Raw genomic sequence first — 24,249 nt, forward strand, 5'->3', positions numbered from 1 at the left:
AACACTGCATTGTAAAACTATTAAACTTAATCTTTATCTAACTAAAATGTAAAAAATAAGGCTTCATAGTCGTAAAGCCCATTCCATCTATTTAACTAATAAATTACCATAAAATATTTATGGCAAAAGGTAGTAAAAACCAAGACTATGAAAGAACTACAAAACGCTACAATCAGGTTTTTAAGAAATCCCTCTACTAAAAGCAAAGGGATTTTATTGTAAAACTTTAAACGAAAGAAAAATGGCGCAAGAATACAAAAAACATCTCAGAGCTACTTTAAAACTGTTTTATCTGATAGGGCATTGCTCCTCTTTGCTTTCCCTGAAACCGCAATACTACACTACTAAAATCTAAAATCGCTACAATCTTCTCACCTTGATTTGGAGTAAAGCACCGAATGGAATGAATACCAGGCAAGACTTCTTCTAAATTCTCTTTTTTAAACCATCTATAAAGCATCACTTTTGTGCAACCATACCGAGTGCAAAGTTCATCTCTATTCATAGGCACATTTATTGATTTTTTCATATTTACCCCAAAATATTAATAATTGCTTGACTTTGACTTACTGTAAAACACCTGATTTTATTGATATTTGGGACAACACTTTCAAGGTTATGTACCTCTATCCAACGTCTAAAAGTGGTCTTAGAGCATTTATACCGAGCGCAAAACTCAGTACGATTAGTGGGGAGTTCTTCTCTTTTTTCCATATTGCAAAATCTATTTTTGTGGTGGTGATATTCTTCCCACTACTTCAACCATATATCTAACAACTGCTGAATTCTGATAACCTCTAAACCCTGTAAATCTTAGTACTTTGAGTTCTTTCAAATGTTCATCAGTAAAGAGAGCAACAAAGGTTGCCTGAGACATACCCTCAAAATATATCTCCCGAATTTCTTTAATAAATGCAGTCTTGTAACCTCGCTTTTCAGTACTATATAATGTTTTTGCCATAGCAGAAAGAATTAAAGAATTTTCATTAAATAACCAACCTACACCAGCGACTAACTAAAAAATAGCCCAGTAAAAAATGATTCGATAAAATTGATGATTTTTTGAAATGGCTTAGTTTCCATAAATATTTAATTTAGACCAGGTATTAACGCCATTTTTGGAGTGTATTTTCTTGGTAATTGAAATTATAAAAAATCATTTTCGAAGAATCCTAAACCACGATTTAACAACCTGTAACCATTCAGACAAACGTTCTTTCTTAATCAAAAATACCAGTAAGATAAATATCAGATTGACAGATTTAAGCCATGATTGGGAATAGTACCGCAAAAAGAGAAAGCATCAGGTTTTAAGCATCATTTTCACTATCAGGACTTTCATTTGTACAGTCATACCCTGTAATTCCTTGTGTAAAACCTATGGCACAAAATTCATAAGCAAGCCCATTAGAACCCATTCTCAATTTATAAGATATTACTACTTTCACATACCTACCCGTTCTATCTCCATGAATATCTACTTCTCTAAATAGTACTGTATCTTCTACCCTGAAATGCCTATCGTCTTTGATTACTTCAAATCGCTTTTTGCCTGTCCAAAAGGGTTCAAAGTCATGAGTTGAGAGTTTGAATAAGTGGTGTTTCATTACTCAAGAATGTGGATATAGTAACAGAAAAGGACTAAAAACGACGAGAAACACTATACTTTTTCTCTTCTTTTGAAACAATCTTAACCCCGTATTTTTTTAATAATTGTTTTTTTGACTCCTCAGTAATGAATTGTTTCTTAATTGCTGCTTTATTAGGCTTTAAGGTCATTACATCGGGATAATCAATAAATAGTTTCTTTAATTTAAGAAACCCACCATCTATAATTTCCTCATTATTGGAAGCACTATAGGATAGGTTAAAATCTCCCATTCTGAATGTTTGTCCATTCCAGCCGGTTGTATTATTTTTAGCGTATTGCTCAAACTCCAGTTGAATGGCGGCATTTTCAATTTTTAATTCATCAATTAGGCTCTTATTCTCGAAAAACTTATGTAGTCTTTCTTCTAATGCTTCGCCTTCTGTGGGTTTGCTGAAAATTCCCATGCTGATAGTGATTTAAGTATGAATAATGAACTTTGCTTATAATGGAGCATTACTCCTGATAGGTTGATTCAAAATTAAAAAAACCCAACAAACCACTTTGGGGATTGTTGGGGTTTCTATCGTATTTTGCAGGGTTCTTTTGGTTAAATAGGTCTTTACTATGTTTAGATAGATTTCTATATGTTAATTGTATTTCCGAAAGCTTAGTACTGATTTTAACTCTATTCAGGTGATTCACCTAAATACTTATAAATGGTTTCTACCTCCTTTGGTGTCAGCACTTTTTGAAACTTCATGAGTTTCAATTTAGGTATCCTATTTAACCATTTGTTAAAGGTTGGCATACTTACTTGATACCGTTGCGAAAGTTGTTGTTTCGTTTGGGCTTCATATCTTCTACTTTCCATCAGTATAAAAGGTTTTTCTGTATCAAAAATTCATTAAAGTCTTTATGCTCTGAATAGAGTAGTGACCTATCGGCAATTTGCCATTTTTCAAGACCTTGTAACTTTTCTGTCCATTTGTTTCCAGCCTCATCATTGTCTAAGAATAGATTAATTTGCGTAATGTGTTCAGGCACATTTGGAAGTAGTTTATTAAAATTGGATAATGAATTAAGTACGTAGGTTAAATTATCAAAGTAGAATCTATTGTAATATTGTAAGCAACTCAAACAGGAAAAGAATCCCTCAAAAACATTGCATATATTAGTTTGGTGGTGAGGTTGTAGAGTGGTATAATAGTTTGGCTTAGTTTGCCCTTTAAAACCGTCCTTATTAAATCTTGTAGGCGGACTACGTAAAGCATATCCTTCTAAATCATTAGCAAAGCCTATTGAAAAGTAGTGAGTATGTCCATTTATGTAATCTATCTCTTTTAGATAGGTATTAGCCAGTCTTAATCCTATCTGACGAAATTCTATATAATCAATCAAAACCCGTCTTTTCAGCATACCAACATTGACTATTTCGATCTCCTGTTTTTCTACTGGTTGATTGGTAGAGGTAATTAAGTTCTTGAATGATGTAAATTCAGAGGTAGCCAAACGGTGGCAAGCATCTGTAAAATCGCAAAATTCCAATGCTTGAACCAAACGCAAAATATCACCACACTTGCCTGTTACATCTTGATTACTGCTATAATCCTGATATACGTTCTTTAAGGCATTTACTCTGAATGATGGTGTACGTTCCTGAATGCCAATTGAACTGTAATACCATTCACCGTTTTTAAACTTCACAGGCTCGTATCCATGTGATGCTAAGTAATCGGTAATCTTGCAGCTATCCTTTATTTGTTGTATCTGGGCTTTGGTGTAGTAGGGTTTTGCGTTACTCATAGTGCTTTGTGTCAATTGTTGGAATAATTCAATTTTTTGCCCCTGCACACATATATATAAATATTCACATTCACGTAGTAGTATATATAAGTGTGAAATGTGAAGTGTGAACTTTAAAATTGATGTGAATAAGAGTGCAATTTTTCATCTTGCTTTTTCTTTTTGCGGTAAATATTTCACAATTCACAAGACCCCTTATATATAAATGTGAATATGTGAATAGAGGTGTATATATGTGTATATTCATGATGTGAATAATTAAGTTGATTCGATTTGTTCTAAGAAAAACATTAATTTATAACTCATATTACCAGCATCACCAATGATATTGGTATGTAAAAACTTTTCAATCTTTCGGGTAACCTTGTTTGATATAGCCGTCGGCATTGTATTTGGCTCAGTATCCTTAAAGTGCTTTCTCAGGCGTTCTCTAAGTACCTTATCAGGTAATGTTAAGTCGTCTGCAAAGATGGTTCTTGCGAATTCTACTTCTTCAGTTTCCTGTGAATAGGCTCGTACTATCGGGCTTGTTTTGTCCAAGCGTTCCAAGCGTCCTTTCTCGTTGTAACGGTATATGATTTTGTCAAAATCATCTGTATGTCTTGTCATAGTAGCCGTTAACTCAAAAATTTTCTTTTCTCTATTTTTGGCAACTGATATAGCACCCACGCATTTACGCTCTGCTTGCTGCCCTAAATGCCCTCTGGTTTGTTTGTTCCCTCTGTTTTCGTGTATAACTCCAATTATGCCTACTTTGTAGTTTACAGCGTAGTTTTGTAGCAATTGTATAACTTCATTACAGTCCTTTTCTTCGTTGACTGAGGTTACTAAATCAGCTAATCCATCTATCAGCACGATAGAAGCGTTTTCAGCCTGTTGAATTATCTTTTCTATTAATTTTACTCGTTCACGAGGAAATAAAGTGAGTAGATGAAAAATGTAGATGTTTTCGGGTAAATCCTCTCTGCCTAATGCTCTTGTAATGGAATTCCTAAACTTTATCATATCAGCATCAGTCATTTCAGTATTAATGTATATTAGCGACTTATCAGGCTGAAACTTACTTCTTATTCCGATGTTCTGATAACCTTCTTTAATTTCTTCCATAAATGCCGTTTCTATCATAACTCTTAGGGCTGTGGTTTTTCCGCCTTTGGGCATACCCGTAACAAGACTTAATCCACCGTTGATGGCAAATGTACTTTCGTCGATGGTAATTAGTTCCTCTATAGGTGTGGCTTCTGATTGGGCTGTAATGAGGTATTTGAGTAGTTCAGCATCAAATTTGTTCGTTGTGCCTTCCATGCAGTCGAATTTTTATTAGGTATTTTTTTGTGCCATGTTTTTGTGTCTTGCCTATCTTTCAGACCCAGCGAAGAAATTCGATTCAGGTGCTACTAGTGTAGCAATAGTATTTTTTAACTATTCTTACACTAATCAAAGTCATATGTGAATTCAAGTGGAAAATCGTGCTTTGTAACATTCTGATATAAGAAATCAGCAGATAGTTAGTTTTCTATTGAAACTATACCCGTCACAATAAATATCTTTGTAATATGAGATAATGGTACTTCAAAATCGTCATAATCAGGATTGATAGAGGTAAGTTTAATAAAGCCTTCTCTATCTGATTTCCTAATTCTTTTTAATATTCGCTCTTCATTTTTCGTGAAAATGAAGTAAACTTCACCATACCTGATGTATTGGAAGAAATGAGGGTATTCTTTCACAATTACTCTATCACCGGGTTTATACCGTGGAGACATACTTTCACCATAAACAGGGTAAATGGCATAGTGTGGTAATAATTCTGATTCGTTGGCTTGATTTGATATTACATTATCATCTATACTTAATTGGTTTGGATGACCAAATTGTACGTTACTTGTGTTAAATGCCTTTCTCATAGTTGTAAAAATTATAGATTGGTATAGTGAGTTTTCTTTATGTTAAGAAATAAAGACTATAGATTCATATTATTTGAGGTTATGCTTGCTGAGATATTGATTAAGAAATTTTATAGTCCCTGCTTGAATTATAGATTTATATCAAATCCGTTAAGGGTACCTTAAAGTATTCAGATAGAGTGCGAGCTTCTGTAGCAAGTAAAGGTTTTTGGCCTCGTACTATTTGCCAGAACCTAATTCTATTGATACCAATATGGGTATAGAAGCGTTTGTCAGGAGTAAACTTTGTTAGGTTTTTATTTTCAAAATTGATTATTACCTGACTCAAAGGAGTTTGAGAAATAAGTGTTTCCATTATGTTTTAAATTTGATTACTACAAAGTTAAATATTTGATAACAAAAGTCAATAATATGATGCAAAAATATTATCAAAATAAATGACTCATTTTTAAAAAGTAATCATTTTATTTGCATATATGTTATGAAATTAAAGAATGTTATAAAATATTTAACATGGACAATGTAAGTCAAACAATAAAATCAATTCGAGAAAGGAAAGGAATAAAACAAGCAGAAATTGCCAAGTCTTTAGGGATAGAAAGGACTAATTACCATCGTCTGGAAAATAGGGGAGTAAAACTCACTATTGAACAGTTATCACAAATTGCAGATGCTTTAGAGGTTTCTATATCAGATTTATTAGATATAGAGAATACTAATATCTCAAGTAAGGAACCAGAAAGGCTTTTGGATTTAGAAAACAGGGTTGTAGAACTAAAAGACAGATTAAAAGATAAAGAAACTTTGCTTGAAAATGCTGAACGAAAGCTCACCCAATACAAAGACTTTTTTGAATTTTATTCAGATTGGTTAATTCAACAAAAGGCAATGGAACTTAAATTGGGAAAAATCCAAATAATAGATTATGATGGTAAAATTATTCAAACAATGAATTTTGATGAATATGAAAAATATGAATTATCTAAGGCAAGTAAAAAGAAGAAATTAGAGCTATTGCAAGAAAAAGTTACATTAAATAAAAAAGAAAAATTTGAAGTTCTAGATGAATTAATGAATTACCCTGATACAGATATGTTTTTTATGAGTGCATTAATTGCGTATATTATTGACGATGAAGATTTTGATAGATATTTTGTGAAAAAAGGATATAAGAAACTATTATATAAGTAAATGAATATTTTTTATTAGAAAATAGGTAAAATTAGGTGTAATTGTAAATAATAGTCATAGATTAAATAATTGATATTCAGGATTTAAAATGTCCTGTATTTAATAGATAAGTAATTGATAGTAGTAATACTACAGTTACGATAGTCAGAAGTAATTACAACAATTGGAAGACATGTTGTTATGACTTTAAGGTATATCTCTACTTATTAAAAGCTTGCAAATCACTAATCCAAAGACTATTCTTATAAAGAAGTGATTATAATGGGTGTAAAATTTAGAATGTTCTCATTTTTTATAATTTTAATAACTCCACATATAAAGGTATTGAGCTCTATTATTGTAAAAAGAGGTTCCGCCTCCAAAAATATATATTTTGCCATTATAAGATAGAACTTTATAAGCTGCTTCACTTGATTCAGTTCCGGCAGTTGTATACCTTGAGAATTCAAAATTATTAGATTCAAAATTTCCTGACTTTTTAAGTTCAAAAAGAAAAACGTCTGAGCTTCCTTGACTTTGAAGAGGTATATTCATAGTTGTTGCGCCTGTAGCATAATTTCCGATAGCATAGATAAGAGAATTGTTAGGAATCACAGATATGAAACTACCTCCATTAGTTATGGTTTGCAAATAGTCAACATATGGAGATTCATAGAAATAAAAGCTGCTTAAAAAAGAAGATGGAATAGATGAAGTAAGGGATTTATTGCCAAAGTTTATGGAGCCATTAAAGTACCCACATAAATATAATTTATTATTTATGAATTTTATTTCTCTTGGAGTTACTTCATCATTAGCAGAAAGACCAAAAAATCTATTAGCACCTGCTATAGATAAAAGAGAATTAAATTTTAATATAAAAGTGTCTTTCCCTCCAGTAGATGTAAAAGAATACGTACTTGCTGTAAAATTGTTAATATAAGTGCCTGCTATATAAAAGTATGGAGATTGATAAGTTAAACTCTCGGGCAAATCATCATTTGTACCGCCTACCTTTGTAGCCCCTAATAAATTTCCATTTACATCAAACTTTGATATAAATGTATCATATCCACCACTATTGCTTAAACTTATAGAGTTATTGCCTTGATTAATAATTAAAGGGCTACTTTTATATGCTCCTGTTATGATAATATTACTATTTTCATCTATGAATATAGATGAAGAAATTTCATCTGAAATCCCTCCTATATTTTTAATCCAATTAACTGTTTTTGAAGTGTCAATTTTGGCAATAAATATATCTTTCTCACCATTTGAAGTTATTATCTTATTTTGCCATGATATACTTTTTGAGTAATTGCCAATCAAATATATTTTGTCATTTTTAATAGTTATATCTGAAACTTCCGAACTAAATCCGCTGTCTGGATACTGACCTGTGACTGGTAAGCCTGTCACAGTGGTTGCCCATTTGAAAGCTCCTGAGGAGGAAAATTTCAGTACAATACCAGTAGGGAGTCGAAAAAGGTCAGATGAATAGTTAGAGCATACTGAAATCGGGCTGCTATAACAGCCAAAAATCCGACCAGCTAAATAGAAATTGCCTGCATTATCGACCGAAACAGCATTAATTACAATGCTTCCTGCTGTTTGTGGACCCGTTTGGCTAGAACCAATAATTTTTGTAGTTAGTTTTTGGGGTAGATGAAATGGAATAGAACCAGAATCCGTTAAACAAACCCAAATATTTCCATTATAAACCCGGATACAATTACTATCAATATCGTAAACAAGAGACCCTATTTTAGGTGCCTGAATTGCTGAAATTGCTTGGTTAGATAACTTAGGTATTGTTAGTACATCACTATTTCCCTTATTATTTAATTCAAGACCACCAGGAGTAATGGAAGTTGATTGAGCAAGACAGAATTGTATAACAAACAGAATTAGGATAGATAGATTAATAGCAGTTTTTTTCATATCACAGATTAGCGTTAAAGTTATTAAGGCAAAAGTATAAAAAACTTTTCTCTTTTATAGACTTGAACAAACTGTTATATAAAATACATTAATATTAAAATTTGTAAAGTTAAGGTATTTGTTACTATCTCCCTATCTGTGTTACGTTTTTGTTGTGTTGATTTGAATGTTGAAGTGATTTTCAGGTATAAATTGTTGAAAATAAGGCAATTACAAACGAATTGCCTTATCTATAATAATTAAAACCGATAATTAAAGCCGTAATTGAGTCCAAACATTTGTAATCGCATATTCAGATCTACCGTTGAATTCATGCCAGAGAATAAGGCTCTTTGATACGAAGTGCCGATATTAGCCTGCCAGTGTTTGCTTATGAGGTAACTGGCTCTTAGTCCGCCTAGCCCACTGAAATTGACAGGTTTATAAATTTTACTATCGTTACTAATAGTATTTTTTCCTCTTACCAAGCCGTTATCCGTAAAGATGCTGTTTTGCAAAAAAATGTCGGTCGAGATACCTGCCAGTATATTCAGCCCCAGTTTCTTGGTTAATCCTATTTCATAACCTACCTGCATTGGTACCATCAGATATTCGTATCTATTATTGAATTGAGAAGCATCTGCTACTACTGTATTACTGATACCTCCAAAAGCATAGTCTTTAGCAGAGTTCTGTAATAAGTAATCGCCCAGAAAAGTGTTTACATAACCATTATTCTGGAAAGCATAAGTATTGGTTTGTAAAGTTGAGTTACCTCTCAGATATCTTACCCCACTTTCTACATGCCATTTTTTGGCAATTTTATAACCTACTGCTACACCATTATTGATAGCTAGACCTGCCTTTATATCATTTTGTGGTCTTGAAACCTGTACATTTTTATCTCCGGGGCTTGCCGCAGAACCGTTGGCTAATTGCGCATATTCATTAGCTGAGCTATAGGCCAGGCTATTAAGATTGCTGAATTTCATATTGGGATCAAACGGAGCAACGCCTGATTGCAGCCCAACCCAGAATTTTGAGTCGTTAGAAGCTAGTGCTGTATTTTCGGTATTTTCAAGGGCTTCGGCATCAAAAGCTAACTTGTTTCTATTCATTGTATATCTGCTACCGAGGTAACGATATTTTTTACCGTCAAGATTCTCAACGCTTGCCAAAGTAGCTCTACTCTCTGTTAAGGCTTCTGCACTAAGTGTTGGAATGGCTTCTTCAACAGGAGCAGTCTCGGCTGGATTTTTATTGGCTATTGCCGTATTATCAATTATACCTGTTGATTGAGTGACTGTTGGTAAACCAGAATTTTTGTTTTCAATTTTACGGGCGTTTATTGCCACAATGCTTTCCTGATTACCAAGTGCTGGTTGAGTGCTTATCTTAATTCGAGTTTCCTTAGTAGTATTATCTACCTCAGGCAATGCTTCTGCCGAAGCCATAGCTTCTTGTCTTGCTGTTGGCGCTTCAACTCCTTTTGTTGTATTAGCTGATTGCGTATTAGGTATATTTAATTTATTCTCCGCAGGTTTTGCAGGATTTTGAGCTACATCAGTATTTGTTTCTCTATTAAAAAATAGGATACTTCCCAGCACCAAAGCTAAGGCTGCTGCCAGACCTGTTGCCATGAATGATGGTTTAAGGAAAAATAAAAAAGGACTTCTTTTCTTCTTCTTGTCTAACTCTGACTCAATACGTCCCCACAATTCATCTGAGGGAGGTACTGAGGCACCTTCAAACGCCTTTCTCCATTCTTCTTCAAAATTGTTTTGTTTTTGAAATTCCATTTGATTTTATCACGAACTTTGGCGTTCGTGTACTTCATGAGTGTTTACTGTTAAATTTTATTCACCGGGGTTTTACTTTCCACTTTTCTTGCGCTGCTCCCCAGCTTTTGTTGCAAGAGTGTTCTCGCTCGCGAGTATTGCGACTTTGAGGTGCCCTCAGAAATACCCAATAACTCTGCTATTTCATTATGTTGATAGCCCTCTACGGCATACAGGTTAAAAATTGTTCTGCAACCATCAGGCAGGCTATTGACCATGTCCATCAATTGTGTAAACTGGAAGTTCGATAGCGTAAAGTCTTTATCTTCTACCGTATCACTTACCAATTCACTATCAGTATGTTGCATCCAGTTGGGTTGATTCTGTAATTCTTTTAAGGCTGTATTTACTACTATTTTTCTAAGCCAGGCCTCCAGCGGACAATCAAACCGAAAGGTGGGTAGCTTCTGATAAATCTTTATAAATGCATCCTGTAAAACATCTTCTGCATCAGCCTTATTCTTCATGTACCGCATGGACGTAACCAACAGCTTACCCGCGAACATCTCATAGAGTTGTCGCTGCGCAATCCGTTCTTGCCGTATGCAAGCCTGCACTAAATCATATTCACGGTGCATGAAAAGGGTAAGTTTTAAATCCAACCGTATGGATTGAAAAGGGAGTTTATGTAAAGAGACCCTGATTTTTCCGAAATGGTTGGAAGTTCTGTGAAATATTTTGTTAGTAAAATGTTTTAGCCTTAAAACTACAAGAATCTTGCCTTTTATGCTTGTAGTTCAGTCTTTTATCTTCCGCCACTAGATAAAAAACAACTATAATTTCTTGTATTTTGTTCCGTTTTCATAACTTTGTATATTACCCATTTAGTATAGACTGATGACAACTGATACACTTGCCAAGCCAATGATGTTCGATTTGTGGCGTCAGAATCATTATATATATAAAGATAAATATACCTCGCATCAGACTTCGTATATTGAAAACCTCCTGCCTGAAATCGCTGTTCAGCTCAATGTGTACGAAATTCTGGATATTCTTCAGAGACGTTTAGGGGCTGAAGCACTACAGAGAGCATTAGATACCAATCAACATATTCAAAGTCCGGTTAGTCATTATCAAGATGGAAGCTGGTTAAAGAAATCTAATATGGTGGGTATTAATGTACGTACTATCGGCAATTTCTTTAATGTCATCAAATATGCACTGACTATTCCAAAATCACAGGATTCTATTCATCTGTTGCCTATCTGGGAGCCGGGAGTGGTAGGAAGCCTCTATGGAATGGTGAGTTTTAATATCAATCCACAGTTTTTCAGTCAGGAGTTAGCCACTGCTATTCCACAATTGAATAGTGTTGAAAAACAATTGGTTTTTGTGGTAAATGTGCTCCATGCCATGGGTAAAAGCGTGGGTATGGATGTAATACCGCACACGGATAGATTTTCAGAAATGGTGATTGCTAACCCTCGCTTTTTTGAGTGGGTAAGGCGGGTAGGAGGACGTATTTCAAGCAATTCTGAAACGCTTTATCGGGAAATAGAAGAAATTATATGGTTATACCTGCACCGTCATGGTACTGCGAATGGCTCGCCCTTATCTTATTCAAGAAATGTTTTCTTTTCTCCTGAAATTCCTATTCTTACGGATGAGCAACGCTTAGAAATCTTGTTTGGCCATAAAGGTGATTATCAGGGACGACTTAGACGTAGAGTGGAGTTAATGCAGGACATTGTGTATCAGGGATATGAAACGCTACCGATGACAATGGCGCCTCCTTATAGGGGTCTGCATATTAATAATGAAGAGTTTATTCTCGATGATAATGGTAACCGCTGGTATACCTATGAATTTAATGAGCCACAGGCTATGTCGAGGGTATTCGGGCCATTGGCACGTTATAAATTCTATCATTCAAAAGATGATAACGCCCAATGGAAATTAGATTTTAATAACCCGAACAAAGCTGTCTGGAATTACTTCTGCCAGAAAGTGTCAGAGTGTCAGAAAATCTATCATTTCGACTTTATGCGGGGTGACATGGCGCATGTACAGCCTCGCTCAGAGGGCGTTCCTCAAAAGATTGACGAGTATTATGACCCTCTGAGAGCCGTTAAAAAATATGTACAAAAGCAAGGCATACCTTATTTCGGCTTTTTTGCCGAGACTTTTCTGGTAGAGCCTGATTTTATGGGGTATGGCAATGAATTAGACCATCTGGAAGCCATTGAAGCGGATAGTACGCTAGGGGATTTGCAATCGACGGTAGTAGGCTCGGCAGAATATATGCAGAAAATCAGCCAATACCTTTATTGGTTGAAAAACAGAAAGTTTGCGCCGAATTATACAGTTATTACAGCCGATAAAGATGACCCTCGTTTCGATGTTTTTTACCAGACAGGTAATCACCTGCGTTTCTTTGTGGCTTTATTTCTGACAGATATGCCAAGCTATATGGGTCTGGGGTTTGAAACCCGGAATCTGCATGTAGAAAGAGGTGTGAATGAGGAATATACTAAACTCTATGTTTTTGAGATTCAGGACGATAAGCAGACAGATAAAGTAACACATGGGGTATTTAGCTGGGGCAAGAACTTTGAGCAGTTTGCGATGTTCGGGCAGTTACGCGCATTGGCTGAAAATATTTGGGATGAAATTAAGGAAAGAGAAGTGCATTGGTTATTAGCACCTGATGAAAATCAGAAGTTGATGGTATGGACATTGCAAGACCATGCGAAATATATATTTGTGGCTAATCTTGACGCGAACAATTCGATAGATGAAAATGTTTTAAAAGAGGTGACGTTCAATCACCCGATCAGTTTGCTGTTTGATACGGCGCAGTATTCGTCACAACATGAGTGCCGGATATATGTGTTGAGTTAGAAACATATTATAAATACACATAACTCTGGCGAAAGCCTTTATAAAAGATAACACCAATGGATTTCGGAAAACTGCCGGATGTCTCGGGCGTAGATTTTACACTTCCGCCTGATAATCCACTTACAGACAAAATATTATCATCGAAAAGTACTGATACTCCTGTTGAAGTATATCTTGGTCCTCCGATATGGGCATTGAAAGAGTGGATAGGTAAGATATATCCGAATAATGCTAAGGAGAAAGATTTTCTTCATTACTATACCCGCCAGTTTAATACCATAGAGCTCAATGTTACGCATTATCAGATTCCAACCCCTGCTATGATTAGCCGTTGGAAAGAAGAAGCTATTAAGGGTTTTAAATTTTGTCCTAAATTTCCGCAAGCTATCAGTCATGACCGACAGTTGATTGGCGCAGAAGCGCTGACTGAAGAGTTTTGTAGTGGGGTTTTGAAATTAGGCGATAATCTGGGGAGAACTTTCCTGCAATTATCTCCCACTTTTGAACCTAAGAAATTAAAGAATCTGGAAAACTATTTAAAGGCTTTACCTGCCGGTTTTCCGGTATCGGTTGAGTTCAGGCATGAACGGTGGTTTGCCGATAAACGTATATGGCAGGATACCTGTGCCATGCTTGAAGCACTGGGGGTAGGAACAGTGATGTCTGATGTATCTGGCAGAAGAGATGTATTGCACATGACACTCACAACTAATGACCTCATGCTACGCTTCGTCGGCAATGAATTAGACCCCACTGATTATACCAGAACAGACGAATGGTGCCGCCGGATAACAGAATGGATAAAAAAAGGGCTAAAAAATATTTATATTTTTATTCATTGCGGAGATAATACATTTGCTCCGGAATTGACACATTATTGGATAAAAAACCTCAATAAATTGAATAATTTACGTATACGAGAACCGAAGATTACGCCGCAGGTTGTACAAGGCAGTCTCTTCTGAAATAATTCTTGCATTATTACATTGAAGTCTATAAATTGCAGAAAATTAAACTAAGGTCTTGATTCAAATTTCATATTGTTTCAAAAAGATTTTAGGAAGAAAAAGGCCATTGAAAACTCAAAGATTTTTTTTCCTGACAAATTTAGCGAACAAATAAGCCCAACACCTTGTTGGGTTTTATTTTTTATAGGGCATACCATTTGAATAAATATATTTAAAACAAGCGGATGAAAAGTATTTTAGTGTATTGCGGTGCCAATTACGGAAAGAACCCGGCCTTTAAGGAAGCTGCCGAAGCATTGGGCGCCAGATTTGCCAAAGACAAAATTAGATTAATATATGGTGCCGGAAGTGTTGGATTGATGGGTGTAGTAGCTGATGCCGTACTAACCAATGGCGGACAAGTAACCGGGGTGATACCTGATTTTCTGGTAAAGATGGAAGTGGGGCATAAAGGTCTGAGTGAAATACATGTAGTAGAATCAATGCACGAGCGCAAGGCATTGATGGAGAAACTTTGTGATGGGATTATTACTTTACCGGGTGGCTATGGAAGCATTGATGAGTTATTTGAGATATTAACCTGGGCACAATTGGGTTTACACCAAAAACCCATTGGCATCCTGAATGTCAACGGGTTTTATGATTTTTTATTGAAACAACTCGATGTGATGGTGCAAGAAGGTTTCCTGAAACAGGAAAGTCTTGACTTGCTGTTGGTATCAGATAATATTGAACATTTGCTACAGCAGATGGAAAACTTTAAGCCTATTCCACATCAAAAATGGTTGAAGAGAGGTGATACTTAATTATTGCTTTTTCTGCTTAGTTTCGTCAAAGTATATTGTTGGTGATTCTTTTACATGTTTCAGGTATACATTATTATAATAATCGTTAGTCATTATATCTAACTGTTGCTTATGCTTGCCATAATTAGTCGCATTTTTCAAAACCCTACTACTTGAATAGCTCGCTATATCACTTGGTTTATATTTTGATACTGCGCTGTTAGGAACTCTCTTACTATCTATCCAAACTCCATACTCCTTAGGGTCTTTCCATTTTTCCATCATTTCTTCAGTAGCCACCATCTTTTCCCAATATAAAACCTGAAAGTCTTTTTTTCTCTCTTCTTCTGATAACTCTTTATATTCTCTATGGGAAGTCTTTCCATCTTTATCCCTCATTAATACAGTAGCTTTATGATAGTCAACATCCTCCTTAGTAATTTTATTAGGCTTTAAAGCCGATGTAACAGTCGGCGGAGAATTAAGCTTTACTTTTTCAGGCTCTTGTGCCAATAATTGAAAATCTGCCAGACAAAAGGCTAATACTACGAATAGCGAAACAATTGCAGCTTTGCGTATAAAAGCTGTCGAATCGGAAGTGGTTTTAGTCATCATCGTTAATCTTTTTTTAGTTATCTGAAAATTTAAGTTGCTTGTTAAAGTTAGCCCGCTCGTTTGCGCAGCCTTGCTGAGTAGCAGGTATTGATAGGCTGGTACATCATGATAAGTTTTGTTGACGGCTTCATCAGCCAGAAATTCATGATTCAATTGAATAGCCTGCTTGAATAAATAGAGTAGAGGATTGAACCAGAAAACGACGCGTAATAATTCAAGAAAAACTACATCTAAGGAGTGCTTCTGCCGTACATGCGCCAGTTCATGGCTGAATAATTCAGGTTCAATCAGGGTATTGGCATAATACTCTTTACTTATGAAAATATAGTTCAGAAAGGTATAAGGCAATACCTTATCTTCTAATAATACGAGTTTTGCCCCCTGCCATTTTACTGTAGCGTTTCTTCGTATACTCATAATGATTATGATCAGATTTCTAAGAAAGCGAACAAGAAAGAAAACAGAAATAAGACCACTCAAGACAATGAGATAATCTAACCATGAGGTTGTTTTCTTCGCTTCTACTACCTCTGCGGGGGTAAAGACCTGCGATAACATTGGTGGTGTAGCTATCCTCTCTTTTAAAAGCACCAGATTATTATCTGCGTTTGTGGATGATAGTTCGATGCTTACCAAAGGAATTGTAAAAGCAAAAACAAGGCTTAATAGCAGATAAAATCTATTAAAAACATGCAACTTTTCAGACTCCAGAAAGAGCTTGTAAATACTCCAGAGTACCAATAAGCATACAGTCGATTTAAAAAGATAGATTATCATTGGCCTTTCTTTTTTTGAATTTCTTTTTCAATAATTTCTTTCAATTCATCTAATTCTTTGCCCGATAATTTGGTTTCGGTAGTAAAAAAAGAAGCAAACTGCGAGGCGGAATTATTAAAAAAGGTCTTAATCAACCCATTTACATGATTGGCAAAGTAGTCGGTTTTGCTGATTAAAGGATAATATTCTCTTGAATTGCCATATTCTTTAAAGCCAACAAAGCCTTTCTCAATCATTCTTTTCAATAAAGTGGCAACAGTAGTAGTTGCAGGTTTGGGGTCGGGATAAGCTTCAAGCAAATCTTTCATGAATGCTTTTTCGGCTGTCCATAAGTATTGCATCAGGTTTTCTTCAGTAGCTGATAACTTCATATTCTACAACATTAGAATTTATTCTACAAATGTAGAAATAAAAAATTATCCTCCAAATATTATTAACTAATTTTTTAGTTTAATTCTTTAAAACTCTTTGATTAACCATGCTACTTTATGTTTACGCAGATAGAACTGACGTTCATCAGCGAAAAATTCTGCTTTATCATTTAAAACTTTCAGGCATGGGTAAACGTTAATAGTTTTGCAGCCAACTTCTTTTTGTTTTATTTTTTCCACATAAAACATTTATTATCAACGGTAATTGCTTGAAAAAATCCAATTTATGAAAAGAATATTCCTATTTATTCTGAGTCTGTTTTACTTGATAAACCTACATGCTCAGGAAAAGTCTACGGTGAGTGGTTATATTAAGGATGCCGCCAATGGTGAGGGTCTGATTGGCGTTTCAGTGTATGTGCAAGAGATAAAAACCGGGACAACTACCAATGCTTATGGCTTTTATTCGCTTACACTTCCTAAAGGACAATACAATCTGGTTTTTACGTACGTAGGTTATGAGAAAGTACTAAAAGCAGTTGATTTGACACTCCAAGACCAGAAACTGGATATTGAACTGAAAGATGATTCGAAAGTTTTGCAAGAAGTGGTAGTAACCACCAAAAAGGCGGACGAAAATGTAAAGAGTTTAGAGATGTCCGTTAATAAGGTCGATATTAAGACCATTCAGAAGATGCCCGCTTTATTAGGTGAGGTTGATATTATTAAGAGTATTCAGTACCTGCCGGGTGTGACATCTGTTGGAGAAGGTACCTCAGGTTTTAATGTTCGGGGTGGTGGAATTGACCAGAATCTGGTTTTATTGGACGAAGCACCAGTATATAATTCCTCACATTTATTCGGCTTTTTCTCGGTTTTCAATCCTGATGCTGTAAAAGACGTGAAGTTGATTAAAGGGGGTATACCTGCGCAATATGGTGGAAGGGTTTCTTCAATTCTTGATGTAAGGATGAAAGAGGGAAATGCTAAAAAGTCACAATTTTCAGGAGGTATTGGTAGTATTTTCTCCCGTTTTACGTATGAACGCCCTATCTTTAAAGATAAAGGCTCTTTTATTATAGCGCTTCGTCGCTCATATATAGATATTCTGGCGAAACCTTTCCTGAAAGACGATTTAAAAGGCTCACGCTTTTATTTTTATGATTTTACTGCTAAAGGGAATGCGCGGATAAATGATAAGAATACGCTTTTTCTATCGGGTTATTTTGGAAGAGATACTTTTGGGGCTGATTTTGGATTCAACTGGGGCAATGCAACTACCAGTTTGCGATGGAATCACGTATTTAATAATAAACTATTCCTGAATAATACGATTTTCTATAGTAACTACGATTATGCCCTCCAGACTGATTTAAAAAAGAAAGACACGCAGGATGCTTTCCGCTGGAAGTCAAATATTATCACCTATAGTATCAAACCTGATTTTACCTATTACCCGAATGCCAATAATACTATTACGTTTGGTGGGCAGGTGACTTATTATACCTTTAATCCGGGACAAGCGGTGGCTATCTCAGGTGGGGTTGAACGGGCCATAGGTCTGGCTGATAAATTTGCTGCTGAATCTGCCTTATATATAGGCAATGAACAAAAAATCAATTCTAAAATCTCACTACAATATGGCTTACGCTATTCCTTATATGATTATTTAGGAAAAGGTAATGCTTTGGAATTGGGAGAAGCACCTGCAGAAGGTGAGCGCCGACCTGTAATAAATAGTACACCTTTTAACTGGGGAAAGTCAATCAAGAAATATGGTAATTTTGAGCCTCGTTTTGCTGCTAATATTGGTTTGGGTGAAAATAATTCCATTAAGCTGAGTTATAACCATCTGGTGCAGTATCTACACTTATTGTCTAATACCACGGCTTCGTCGCCATTGGATGTATGGACACCTAGTAGCAATAATATCAAGCCTCAGTTAGCCGACCAGGTGGCTCTGGGATATTTCCATAATTTTGATGATAATATGTATGAAACTTCAGTAGAGGTTTACTACAAAAAACTATACAATCAGATTGATTACATCAGGAATGCTGATTTATTGTTAAATCCGAATGTAGAGGGGGATTTACTATTTGGAGATGGCAGAGCCTACGGAGCAGAATTTTATGTAAAGAAAACAAAAGGGAAATTTAATGGCTGGGTGAGCTATACCTTAGCCCGTACAGAAAGAAAAATACCCGGATTGAATCTCGGTAACTGGTTTCCAAGTAGAATTGATAAGACACATAATTTAGCTGTTGTAGGTATTTATGATTTGAACAGTAAGTGGTCTTTCTCAACCAATTTTACCTTTAGTACGGGTACACCGGCCAGTTTCCCGACTAATAAATTTGTATGGCAGGATATTGCCTTGCCTCATAATTATTATGATACCCGCAATACTTATCGCATTCCGGCCTCCCATCGTTTAGATATATCTGCGACCCGTCAAAACAAACATGCGTTCTTCAAGCGTGGTACGAGTGAGTGGGTATTTTCAATATATAATGTCTATAATCGTCGTAATCCGTTTTCGGTGTTTGTTCGTCAGAACGAGGCTGACCAGACTAAGACCGAGGCTGTGCGATATGCCGTTTTCGGAACGATTATTCCGGCAGTAACCTATAATTTTAAATTCTGATAAATCTGACACTAATTAAGATAGCGAAAACAATGAAGAAGATATTTTTAAGCATACTGGTGACATTTATTTCTGTCTCGCTCTTTTCGTGCGAAGATGTGGTAGATATTGATGTGCAAGAGGGTGTTTCTCAATTAGCTGTTGATGCCCTGATTAATAATAAGGCTGAAAAGCAAACCATTAAACTTTCATTATCGCAAGCCTATTTTGATAATTCGGCTGTGAAACCTGCTTTGGGTGCCACCGTAAGAGTTTTTGATGAGGATAGTGTGGCGCATGATTTTGTGGATATTAAGAATGATGGCAACTATATTTATGATGGCACAACCAAACCTTTAGATAAATTGGGCAAGCAATATGTGCTATATATTAAATATGGCGCAGAAGAATATGTGTCCTTATCAAAACTTAATAGAGTACCTAAAATCGATTCTATTAATTATAAAGTAGAGAAGTTCCCCATCAAACCTGATAATGGCCCACAGGAGGGTTTTCAGCCTCAATTCTACGCCCATGATTTTGAGGGAGAGGGGGATTGTTATTGGGTTAAAGCAGCTAAGAATCATAAGTACTTCAATAAATCTACCCAGATTAGTGTAGCCTATGATGCAGGATTTAGTCCGGGTTCAAAAACAGATGGTTTGTTATTTATTTTACCAATCCGTCAGTCTTTAGGTGGAGAGTTATATTCAGATAAAGATACACTTACAGTTGATTTATATTCAATTACCAGAGAGCAGTTTTATTATTTACAGATAGTGCAACAGGTATCTTCCAATGGTGGACTTTTCGCCACGCCATTGTCTAATATACCGACTAATATTCTTAATTATAATTCACAATCAACCAAGAAGGCTGTGGGTTTCTTTGGGATAATGGCGGTTAGTTCGGCGGAGGCGGTTATTGATAAGGCGAAGGCAAAGCCTAAGGAGTAGTATATTTTTATTATTTGTAGAGACGTATTGCAATACGTCTCCGAGGGCACGTCTTACCATTTGAATGTATTTTGGTGCGAGATTTAAAAATAGAAATTAATTAATCCAGTATTCACTGACCCTTGGAGACGTATTGCAATACGTCTCTACGAAAAACTCAATACAAAATCACCATCATACTCCGCGCCCCATGTGCCCCAATCACCAACGATTGCTCTATATCGGCGGTTTTAGACGGGCCGGCTATGAATGCGCCATAATTGCCAATAGTATCCAGTTTTTTGTAGGCTTCGTGCATATTGGCTACTATGTACGTTTTATCCAACACTAAAACCAGATGCTGGGTAATAAAAGGTAAAGCTCGGTTAATCATATTCACCTCCGGTATCCATATAGCTCCGTTTTCAGCTACACCGATTATACCATCAATTACAGCTAAATCTACTTGCTCTAATACTTCCTTAGAGGTATTTATATCTATCTCAACACTTGCTTTTACAAGCTTTGAAGCCACATTCTTTAAATCCGAATAATGGGTATCAATTACTCCCTGACAATCAGTTTTGCTATCTATTTCAATCGCATGTCCACCAATGCCTGCCAAAACGGTTTTAAATCTTTCTATGCTGCCATCTCCTTCAAAAGCCGAAATAACAGGCAGCTCAAGAAAAGAGGGTTTATTGGCTTTTACGCTGGCTAATATTTTTTCTCTGCTAGTCATCTCAGGACTTTTTGTTTTTGCTATACCACTCTTTAAAGCTTTGCTTCGGTGCATCAGGCAATTCACGTGCTTTTGCCCAGGGATTCATGCTTTGGGCGTGAGTCATGCCATGAGGCAATATGCGCAAAGCACTTCTGGCTACTTTACCACCTAAATCATATACCTTAGGCATAGCCAACATCTTCGCCAGACCTTTCATTCCCCATTTTTTAGCTGCTGGTAGCTCATTTTCTTTTGATACCACCTGCCGCCATTTATATAGCTGCACATGAATATCAATCTTCACCGGACAAACATCAGAGCAGGAACCACATAAAGTACTGGCAAATGGGAGAGAACTATACTTATGTAAATCAATATTGGGCGATAGGATGGCACCTATTGGCCCCGGCACAGTGAAATCATAACTATGTCCACCGCTACGGCGATACACAGGGCAGGTATTCATGCAAGCACCGCAACGGATACATTTCAGGGAGTTTCTGAAATCTGAGCGACCTAATTGTTGTGTACGGCCATTGTCAACTATCACAATGTGCATTTCTTTACCATCAGCTGGCTTGGTGAAATGTGAAGTATAAGTCGTAACAGGTTGTCCTGTAGCACTTCTCGCTAATAAGCGGATAAATACTGATAAATGCTCTACTTTAGGAATGAGTTTTTCCATACCCATACAGGCGATATGCACGTTGGCCAGATTAACGCCTAAATCGGCATTGCCCTCGTTGGTGCATACCACAAAGCTACCTGTTTCAGCTACTGCAAAGTTGACACCCGTTAACGCTACATCGGCTTCTACGAACTTTTGTCTGAGGTGTTGGCGGGCGGCTTCTGTTAAAGCCTGCGGGTCTTTTTCGCCTTTTGGTGTGCCTAAATGCTCATGAAAGGTTTCGCCTACGTCTTCCTTTTTTAGATGGATAGCAGGCATTACGATATGGCTTGGTGGCTCGTTTCTGAATTGTACAATGCGTTCACCTAAGTCGGTATCTACTACTTCTACCCCATTCTTTTGCAGGAAAGGATTCAGATGGCATTCTTCGGTAAGCATCGACTTACTTTTTACCATCTTTATTGGCCCTGTCTTACCTTTGATTGAAGAAGCATTTCTGATAATATCCAGTACAATTCTATTATGCTCTTCGCCATCGGCTGCCCAGTGCACCTTTACTCCATTTTTTATGGCGTTTTCTTCAAATTGAAGCAGGTAATTATCCAGATTACTAAGGGTATGGTCTTTAATCTGGGAGGCAAGCAACCGCAATTCCTGAAACTCAGGAATTGGATAGATGGCCCTATCTCTTTTCTGACGGACAAACCACAATGTTTCATCATGCCAGGTAGTCCGGTTAAAATCTTTGGCGAATTTCTCGGCTAGTGCAGGGTGGTTCATGGTTGGCTTCCGTTCAAAATTTCTGCAATGTGCATCACTTTCATAGGCAATTGCTGCCGTTTTACAATTCCTTCCAGGTGCATCAGGCAAGACATATCTCCGCCTGTCAATACTTTAGTGCCGTTTCGCACGTGGTCGGCTATTCTGTCTTGTCCCATCCGTGCTGATACTGCTTCTTCGGTAATACAAAAAGAGCCACCAAAGCCACAGCACTCATCATTACGCTCTAACTGGGTTATCTCAATACCTCTTAGTTTTCTAAGTAGTGTTAGAATCTGTCCGCCTTTATCTCCGATTATTTCTGAGGCATTGGCCTGACGAAGTCCTCGTTGTCCGTGGCAGCTTAAATGCAATCCTACTTTATAAGGGAAATCGACAGGTATTTCTTCTACTTTTAATATGTTTTCCAGAAAGTCAACCAATTCATATACCCCTTTTCTCACTTTTTGTACGGCAGGTGTCTGGTCGATTATGTCGTAGTGTTTGCGAACATGATAGGTACAACTACCTGAGGGCGTAACGATGTAATCATAATCGGCAAAGGTGTCAACGAAATGATGATATACCTCTTTAGAGTCCTGTTCGCAGCCACTATTAGCCATCGGTTGCCCGCAGCAGGTTTGCTGGGTTGGATAGGCTACCTCAACACCCAGTTTCTCCAATAATTGCAAGGTATTAATACCTACATTCGGATAAAACTGGTCAACATAACATGGTATAAATAGGGCTACTTTCATGAATACAAATTATTTCTTTCACTTATTAGGCGAAATAAATTTAAAAGGCTTCAATATATCGTCCCTACGGGACTTAAAAACTTATTTAACTATTATTTCTACCGATATATTATCCCTACGGGACATTTATTAATTATTTTTTCAATAGTCTAAGTCCCGTAGGGACGGTATATCCGTAGAAAAATTAAACTCATTCAAAAGCTAATATCCCGTAGGGATAATATATTTTAATTTAACTAAAAACTATTTCTTTCTTTTATTCTTATATTCACAAGTCGTATTATCAGACTTTACATAATAAGATTTATAATTCTTTGCTTTAGGATCAGTACAACCGCAAAGGTTCAACAATTCAACCTTACGGAAATCAACCGGATGGCTTTCGCTTTGTAGGGAGATATAGCCCTCAGCTAAAAGCTTGCCCTCAACCATTAAACTTGGGTCATGGCCGCTTACGTTACCACCTCCAGTTTGAGGTTTGGTATATTCCAATACCTTTTCGCCGTTGATAAAGTGTTGAATAAGAGAATCACCTAAAACCAAAACTTCTGCCCGTACCCATTGGTCGCCATTATAGGTTTGTGAAGTAGAGTTGATACAGTGGCGTTTATCTAGTTTATCCTGATAAAATACGTTTGTACCCGGTGTACACAAGTTGCAGGTAGTACGTTTGCCTTTATCCAAACCACCTAAGAGTTGAACTTCTATAGAGATTGGGAAATCCTGGTCTTTACCCATTGTTTCTGGTGCCTGACAATGAATCATGATACCGCTATTACGCGTTGCCCAGCCTGGACCATTAGTGGCCTGGTCGCCCACAAAGCGGTATTCAGTAGCGATACGATAATAAGAATATTTGTCTTTGTAGAAGATATGTCCGAACATTTCGTCGAACGATTTATAACCATCATAACGCACCTGCATCATTCCATCTGCCACTCTGAACGTATTAGCGAAATTATCATTCAAAGCATGATTACGGATTTTTGGCTGCCAGCCATCCAGGTTTTTCCCATTAAACAATTGTTTCCATTCTTTAGCGTCAACTGTTTGCGTTTGGGCAAAAGTCATAAGTGGGAAACACAATACACTTAAAAAGGTCAGAAGTTTTTTCATTAGTTGAATAGTCAGTGAGTAGATTAAAACTGTCCATGCAAAATAACATCAAGTTTTGCAAAGAAAGACAAGACCTGAGGAGTATTTTGCATTAAAAGTTTATATATGAAT

General features: G+C 36.4%; 24 protein-coding genes. 6 read left to right on the forward strand and 18 right to left on the reverse strand.

Going from position 1 to position 24,249, the window contains the following annotated elements; genetic code table 11:
• Window positions 1–277: 277 nt before the first annotated feature.
• The 8 genes from D0T08_RS14420 to D0T08_RS14455 all read right to left on the reverse strand — a co-directional run bounded on the left by D0T08_RS14420 (window position 278) and on the right by D0T08_RS14455 (window position 5,301).
• Complete coding sequence (locus D0T08_RS14420) at window positions 278–529, reverse strand: hypothetical protein (RefSeq protein ID WP_147322778.1); 252 nt, start codon at window positions 527–529, stop codon at window positions 278–280.
• Window positions 530–724: 195 nt separating this feature from the next.
• Window positions 725–961, reverse strand: coding sequence for a hypothetical protein (locus D0T08_RS14425; RefSeq protein WP_116983352.1), 237 nt, complete (start codon window positions 959–961; stop codon window positions 725–727).
• A gap of 349 nt (window positions 962–1,310) precedes the next feature.
• On the reverse strand, window positions 1,311–1,607 hold the full coding sequence (locus D0T08_RS14430) for a DUF3850 domain-containing protein (protein ID WP_116983353.1): 297 nt from the start codon (window positions 1,605–1,607) through the stop codon (window positions 1,311–1,313).
• Window positions 1,608–1,641: 34 nt separating this feature from the next.
• The gene (locus D0T08_RS14435) at window positions 1,642–2,055 is read right to left on the reverse strand and encodes a hypothetical protein (protein ID WP_116983354.1); all 414 of its coding nucleotides are present in this window, start codon (window positions 2,053–2,055) and stop codon (window positions 1,642–1,644) included.
• Between the two features lie 221 nt (window positions 2,056–2,276).
• Complete coding sequence (locus tag D0T08_RS14440) at window positions 2,277–2,462, reverse strand: hypothetical protein (protein ID WP_116983355.1); 186 nt, start codon at window positions 2,460–2,462, stop codon at window positions 2,277–2,279.
• Complete coding sequence (locus D0T08_RS14445) at window positions 2,462–3,394, reverse strand: toprim domain-containing protein (protein ID WP_147322779.1); 933 nt, start codon at window positions 3,392–3,394, stop codon at window positions 2,462–2,464. Before D0T08_RS14445 ends, D0T08_RS14440 begins: the two co-directional genes overlap by 1 nt.
• 258 nt (window positions 3,395–3,652) lie before the next feature.
• Window positions 3,653–4,699 carry a hypothetical protein gene (locus tag D0T08_RS14450; protein ID WP_116983357.1) on the reverse strand — a complete coding sequence of 349 codons (1,047 nt, stop codon included), beginning with the start codon at window positions 4,697–4,699 and terminating at the stop codon, window positions 3,653–3,655.
• 203 nt (window positions 4,700–4,902) lie between these two features.
• On the reverse strand, window positions 4,903–5,301 hold the full coding sequence (locus D0T08_RS14455) for a S24 family peptidase (RefSeq protein WP_116983358.1): 399 nt from the start codon (window positions 5,299–5,301) through the stop codon (window positions 4,903–4,905).
• A 513-nt stretch (window positions 5,302–5,814) separates the two neighbouring features.
• On the opposite strand from D0T08_RS14455, the gene D0T08_RS14465 reads away from it, so the two are divergent.
• On the forward strand, window positions 5,815–6,492 hold the full coding sequence (locus tag D0T08_RS14465) for a helix-turn-helix domain-containing protein (protein WP_116983360.1): 678 nt from the start codon (window positions 5,815–5,817) through the stop codon (window positions 6,490–6,492).
• 300 nt (window positions 6,493–6,792) lie between these two features.
• Here the strand turns inward: D0T08_RS14465 and D0T08_RS14470 are convergent, their stop codons facing one another.
• The 3 genes from D0T08_RS14470 to D0T08_RS14480 all read right to left on the reverse strand — a co-directional run bounded on the left by D0T08_RS14470 (window position 6,793) and on the right by D0T08_RS14480 (window position 10,810).
• Window positions 6,793–8,415: a hypothetical protein gene (locus tag D0T08_RS14470; RefSeq protein ID WP_116983361.1), complete on the reverse strand. Its 1,623-nt coding sequence runs from the start codon at window positions 8,413–8,415 to the stop codon at window positions 6,793–6,795.
• A 239-nt stretch (window positions 8,416–8,654) separates the two neighbouring features.
• Window positions 8,655–10,193 carry a hypothetical protein gene (locus D0T08_RS14475; RefSeq protein WP_116983362.1) on the reverse strand — a complete coding sequence of 513 codons (1,539 nt, stop codon included), beginning with the start codon at window positions 10,191–10,193 and terminating at the stop codon, window positions 8,655–8,657.
• A gap of 50 nt (window positions 10,194–10,243) precedes the next feature.
• On the reverse strand, window positions 10,244–10,810 hold the full coding sequence (locus tag D0T08_RS14480; protein ID WP_116983363.1) for an RNA polymerase sigma factor: 567 nt from the start codon (window positions 10,808–10,810) through the stop codon (window positions 10,244–10,246).
• A 259-nt stretch (window positions 10,811–11,069) separates the two neighbouring features.
• Between D0T08_RS14480 and D0T08_RS14485 the strand changes: the two genes are divergently transcribed.
• The 3 genes from D0T08_RS14485 to D0T08_RS14495 all read left to right on the forward strand — a co-directional run bounded on the left by D0T08_RS14485 (window position 11,070) and on the right by D0T08_RS14495 (window position 14,850).
• Window positions 11,070–13,076: a hypothetical protein gene (locus D0T08_RS14485; RefSeq protein WP_116983364.1), complete on the forward strand. Its 2,007-nt coding sequence runs from the start codon at window positions 11,070–11,072 to the stop codon at window positions 13,074–13,076.
• Between the two features lie 56 nt (window positions 13,077–13,132).
• Window positions 13,133–14,041 (forward strand): DUF72 domain-containing protein, encoded by a 909-nt coding sequence (locus D0T08_RS14490; RefSeq protein ID WP_116983365.1) that lies wholly within the window; start codon window positions 13,133–13,135, stop codon window positions 14,039–14,041.
• 227 nt (window positions 14,042–14,268) lie between these two features.
• Window positions 14,269–14,850, forward strand: a complete 582-nt coding sequence (locus tag D0T08_RS14495; RefSeq protein WP_116983366.1) for a TIGR00730 family Rossman fold protein — start codon at window positions 14,269–14,271, stop codon at window positions 14,848–14,850.
• Here the strand turns inward: D0T08_RS14495 and D0T08_RS14500 are convergent, their stop codons facing one another.
• The 3 genes from D0T08_RS14500 to D0T08_RS27595 form a co-directional block, all read right to left on the reverse strand.
• Window positions 14,851–16,221 (reverse strand): M56 family metallopeptidase, encoded by a 1,371-nt coding sequence (locus D0T08_RS14500; RefSeq protein WP_116983367.1) that lies wholly within the window; start codon window positions 16,219–16,221, stop codon window positions 14,851–14,853. It lies immediately after the preceding gene.
• The gene (locus D0T08_RS14505) at window positions 16,218–16,592 is read right to left on the reverse strand and encodes a BlaI/MecI/CopY family transcriptional regulator (protein WP_116983368.1); all 375 of its coding nucleotides are present in this window, start codon (window positions 16,590–16,592) and stop codon (window positions 16,218–16,220) included. Before D0T08_RS14505 ends, D0T08_RS14500 begins: the two co-directional genes overlap by 4 nt.
• A gap of 87 nt (window positions 16,593–16,679) precedes the next feature.
• Window positions 16,680–16,832, reverse strand: a complete 153-nt coding sequence (locus D0T08_RS27595) for a hypothetical protein (protein WP_158561267.1) — start codon at window positions 16,830–16,832, stop codon at window positions 16,680–16,682.
• Between the two features lie 46 nt (window positions 16,833–16,878).
• On the opposite strand from D0T08_RS27595, the gene D0T08_RS14510 reads away from it, so the two are divergent.
• Together D0T08_RS14510 and D0T08_RS14515 are read left to right on the forward strand one after the other, a co-directional pair.
• A complete protein-coding gene (locus D0T08_RS14510) occupies window positions 16,879–19,239 on the forward strand; it encodes a TonB-dependent receptor (RefSeq protein WP_116983369.1) in 2,361 nt (786 codons plus the stop codon).
• A 32-nt stretch (window positions 19,240–19,271) separates the two neighbouring features.
• Entirely contained in the window at window positions 19,272–20,174 is a 903-nt protein-coding gene (locus tag D0T08_RS14515) for a DUF4249 domain-containing protein (RefSeq protein ID WP_116983370.1), read from the forward strand.
• A gap of 157 nt (window positions 20,175–20,331) precedes the next feature.
• On the opposite strand, the gene D0T08_RS14520 is transcribed toward D0T08_RS14515, so the two are convergent.
• The 4 genes from D0T08_RS14520 to D0T08_RS14535 form a co-directional block, all read right to left on the reverse strand.
• Window positions 20,332–20,895 carry an LUD domain-containing protein gene (locus D0T08_RS14520; protein WP_116983371.1) on the reverse strand — a complete coding sequence of 188 codons (564 nt, stop codon included), beginning with the start codon at window positions 20,893–20,895 and terminating at the stop codon, window positions 20,332–20,334.
• 1 nt (window position 20,896) lies between these two features.
• Window positions 20,897–22,285, reverse strand: a complete 1,389-nt coding sequence (locus tag D0T08_RS14525) for a lactate utilization protein B (protein ID WP_116983372.1) — start codon at window positions 22,283–22,285, stop codon at window positions 20,897–20,899.
• On the reverse strand, window positions 22,282–23,022 hold the full coding sequence (locus tag D0T08_RS14530) for a (Fe-S)-binding protein (RefSeq protein WP_116983373.1): 741 nt from the start codon (window positions 23,020–23,022) through the stop codon (window positions 22,282–22,284). The genes D0T08_RS14525 and D0T08_RS14530 overlap by 4 nt, the downstream gene beginning before the upstream one ends.
• Window positions 23,023–23,265: 243 nt before the next feature.
• Window positions 23,266–24,138 (reverse strand): DUF1080 domain-containing protein, encoded by an 873-nt coding sequence (locus D0T08_RS14535; RefSeq protein ID WP_116983374.1) that lies wholly within the window; start codon window positions 24,136–24,138, stop codon window positions 23,266–23,268.
• Between the last annotated feature and the right edge of the window lie 111 nt (window positions 24,139–24,249).

Source organism: Emticicia sp. C21 (assembly GCF_003418935.1).
In the GTDB taxonomy this organism is placed as follows: Bacteria; Bacteroidota; Bacteroidia; order Cytophagales; family Spirosomataceae; genus Emticicia.

Bases quoted from the DNA above. Each gene is read 5' to 3' on its own strand.
- D0T08_RS14420 (WP_147322778.1), bottom strand. From the start codon at position 529: ATGAAAAAATCAATAAATGTGCCTATGAATAGAGATGAACTTTGCACT.
- D0T08_RS14425 (WP_116983352.1), bottom strand. From the start codon at position 961: ATGGCAAAAACATTATATAGTACTGAAAAGCGAGGTTACAAGACTGCA.
- D0T08_RS14430 (WP_116983353.1), bottom strand. From the start codon at position 1,607: ATGAAACACCACTTATTCAAACTCTCAACTCATGACTTTGAACCCTTT.
- D0T08_RS14435 (WP_116983354.1), bottom strand. From the start codon at position 2,055: ATGGGAATTTTCAGCAAACCCACAGAAGGCGAAGCATTAGAAGAAAGA.
- D0T08_RS14440 (WP_116983355.1), bottom strand. From the start codon at position 2,462: ATGGAAAGTAGAAGATATGAAGCCCAAACGAAACAACAACTTTCGCAA.
- D0T08_RS14445 (WP_147322779.1), bottom strand. From the start codon at position 3,394: ATGAGTAACGCAAAACCCTACTACACCAAAGCCCAGATACAACAAATA.
- D0T08_RS14450 (WP_116983357.1), bottom strand. From the start codon at position 4,699: ATGGAAGGCACAACGAACAAATTTGATGCTGAACTACTCAAATACCTC.
- D0T08_RS14455 (WP_116983358.1), bottom strand. From the start codon at position 5,301: ATGAGAAAGGCATTTAACACAAGTAACGTACAATTTGGTCATCCAAAC.
- D0T08_RS14465 (WP_116983360.1), top strand. From the start codon at position 5,815: ATGGACAATGTAAGTCAAACAATAAAATCAATTCGAGAAAGGAAAGGA.
- D0T08_RS14470 (WP_116983361.1), bottom strand. From the start codon at position 8,415: ATGAAAAAAACTGCTATTAATCTATCTATCCTAATTCTGTTTGTTATA.
- D0T08_RS14475 (WP_116983362.1), bottom strand. From the start codon at position 10,193: ATGGAATTTCAAAAACAAAACAATTTTGAAGAAGAATGGAGAAAGGCG.
- D0T08_RS14480 (WP_116983363.1), bottom strand. From the start codon at position 10,810: ATGCACCGTGAATATGATTTAGTGCAGGCTTGCATACGGCAAGAACGG.
- D0T08_RS14485 (WP_116983364.1), top strand. From the start codon at position 11,070: ATGACAACTGATACACTTGCCAAGCCAATGATGTTCGATTTGTGGCGT.
- D0T08_RS14490 (WP_116983365.1), top strand. From the start codon at position 13,133: ATGGATTTCGGAAAACTGCCGGATGTCTCGGGCGTAGATTTTACACTT.
- D0T08_RS14495 (WP_116983366.1), top strand. From the start codon at position 14,269: ATGAAAAGTATTTTAGTGTATTGCGGTGCCAATTACGGAAAGAACCCG.
- D0T08_RS14500 (WP_116983367.1), bottom strand. From the start codon at position 16,221: ATGATAATCTATCTTTTTAAATCGACTGTATGCTTATTGGTACTCTGG.
- D0T08_RS14505 (WP_116983368.1), bottom strand. From the start codon at position 16,592: ATGAAGTTATCAGCTACTGAAGAAAACCTGATGCAATACTTATGGACA.
- D0T08_RS14510 (WP_116983369.1), top strand. From the start codon at position 16,879: ATGAAAAGAATATTCCTATTTATTCTGAGTCTGTTTTACTTGATAAAC.
- D0T08_RS14515 (WP_116983370.1), top strand. From the start codon at position 19,272: ATGAAGAAGATATTTTTAAGCATACTGGTGACATTTATTTCTGTCTCG.
- D0T08_RS14520 (WP_116983371.1), bottom strand. From the start codon at position 20,895: ATGACTAGCAGAGAAAAAATATTAGCCAGCGTAAAAGCCAATAAACCC.
- D0T08_RS14525 (WP_116983372.1), bottom strand. From the start codon at position 22,285: ATGAACCACCCTGCACTAGCCGAGAAATTCGCCAAAGATTTTAACCGG.
- D0T08_RS14530 (WP_116983373.1), bottom strand. From the start codon at position 23,022: ATGAAAGTAGCCCTATTTATACCATGTTATGTTGACCAGTTTTATCCG.
- D0T08_RS14535 (WP_116983374.1), bottom strand. From the start codon at position 24,138: ATGAAAAAACTTCTGACCTTTTTAAGTGTATTGTGTTTCCCACTTATG.